Annotated in this window: 2 protein-coding genes; both read right to left on the bottom strand. The window is 33.9% G+C overall.

Features of this window, described 5'->3' with window-relative positions:
- Positions 1 to 342: 342 nt before the first annotated feature.
- Entirely contained in the window at positions 343 to 669 is a 327-nt protein-coding gene (locus PQ474_RS26015; protein ID WP_273848481.1) for a hypothetical protein, read from the bottom strand.
- Positions 670 to 1265: 596 nt separating this feature from the next.
- A partial coding sequence (locus PQ474_RS26010; protein ID WP_273848480.1) for an anti sigma factor C-terminal domain-containing protein occupies positions 1266 to 1662 on the bottom strand: 397 nt, incomplete at its 5' end.

Here is a 1662-nt window from a genome sequence, read left to right as displayed (position 1 = left end):
TAAAACCGCTTTTGTAGAAAAAGAGAAGTGGAATGCCTTTATTAAGGAGCAGCATAACCACAAAGAAGGGGTAAGTCTATCTGGAGGTATTAGCATAGAGTTAGAAGAATTAGAACGTCAATTGAGCAAATAAACTCTCATAATCTTTTATTAAAAGTCAAGTAAATGATTAAAACCTTTTATATTGTAGTTTATTTATAAAATGTTACACATTTAAAAGGGCAAAAGAAGAAGGATAGGAGAGCAGTGAGGATAACTGCTTTGCCTATCCTTTTTTTGTACGACAAATGACCTCATTTACCACAACAACAGAGTTAGGTTTTGTTGCACTAACGCTACCCGTTAGTTCAATAGAGGAAATAATGGATAGAATAACAAGTTACCTACATACATCACCATAAGAAATCCAATAATAATGCCTAAACAAAGAAAAATAATGCCGTGCGTTTTATTTTTTATGCAACCAAAAGAATATCCAATAACCAAAGTTAAGGGTATAAAGGTTAAACCAACTGTCATTTGTCCAATCGAAAAACCTGCTAAAAAGCTAAAAATATAAATTCCAATGGCAGAAATCCAGTAAAATTGATACTTACTCCTGATAGCAAAAAATAACGATACGATTGCAACAATCAAGGATGTAAATGCGATTACAGAGAAAATTGGCATTTTACTCCTCCTCCCTCATTACCATTACTTTACCATTTAAACACTCGCTTCTGTTATTATTCTTTAATAAGAATTAAAACCTTATGTTAAAAGAAGATAAACTTTGCCAAATGGCAAGACCTAAAAAGAAAACGATTATCATCAAAGAGAACCAAGAGTATACGTTCTTTTTGTCTCTAAATATTCTGTAAATAAAGAATAACAAAACGCATATCAACATTGCCATTCCTGCTATTGCCAACAACATATAAAGTACAAACATATTAAATCCCCTCACACATTGCAATGATACTACTTAAAAACAATAACACTCTTCTTGAAGAAACCTGCTTCGTTAATGAAAATGCATCCCTGTTGCTGTTGCAGAAACGCACCCGTTCGAGGAATACAGAATCAATAATAAACACTAATCCTATTCACAAGATTGAGTATTTCAGCACCTTTCCGACCTAGACTCCCAACTAAATCAAGAAGTCTGCCACCGTATATCCAACTATCAGGCTTCCTTTTATAACTCTTCTTAATAAGCCAAAAGAGCTGTATTACGACAGCCCCTTATCTTCGCTCATCCTTTCTTAAAGCATTGTGACGAATTATCAATATTTATTAATAGACGCTCCTAGTGATGAAGCTCTTATAAATTCTTTATCCTGATATTCTCGTAATTCATCAGCAGTCCCAGTCAAAACAGCGCCAATAATATGAACCTCTTCAGGAATTAATTCAGGATTATCTTCTTTTAACATCTTTAACAAATCATTGGCAACGTCTCGATGATATGAACTTGACTGTATTTCTTCATGCCTTAGTTGATTAATAAAAAAGTCAGGAGTGCTCCAGTCGGTTATACTGTTATATGGGTATCCGTATACTTGACCACTACGAAAAGTAGAAGGGAAATCTCTCTCTTCTTGCTGCTGCATCATTTGTATGTTTTCCTCATATTCTACATCAACCCAAAGCCATTCTGTATGGTTTTTATTTAGCATCTCT

Source organism: Halalkalibacter alkalisediminis (assembly GCF_028610705.1).
GTDB lineage: Bacteria > Bacillota > Bacilli > Bacillales > Bacillaceae_D > Halalkalibacter > Halalkalibacter alkalisediminis.
The sequence above is the reverse complement of the archived record's forward strand: the minus strand, read 5'-3'. Positions and strand labels throughout refer to the sequence as shown.

What these genes read in the sequence shown, in the direction of transcription:
- PQ474_RS26015 (WP_273848481.1), bottom strand. Translation starts at nt 669, where the DNA reads ATGCCAATTTTCTCTGTAATCGCATTTACATCCTTGATTGTTGCAATC.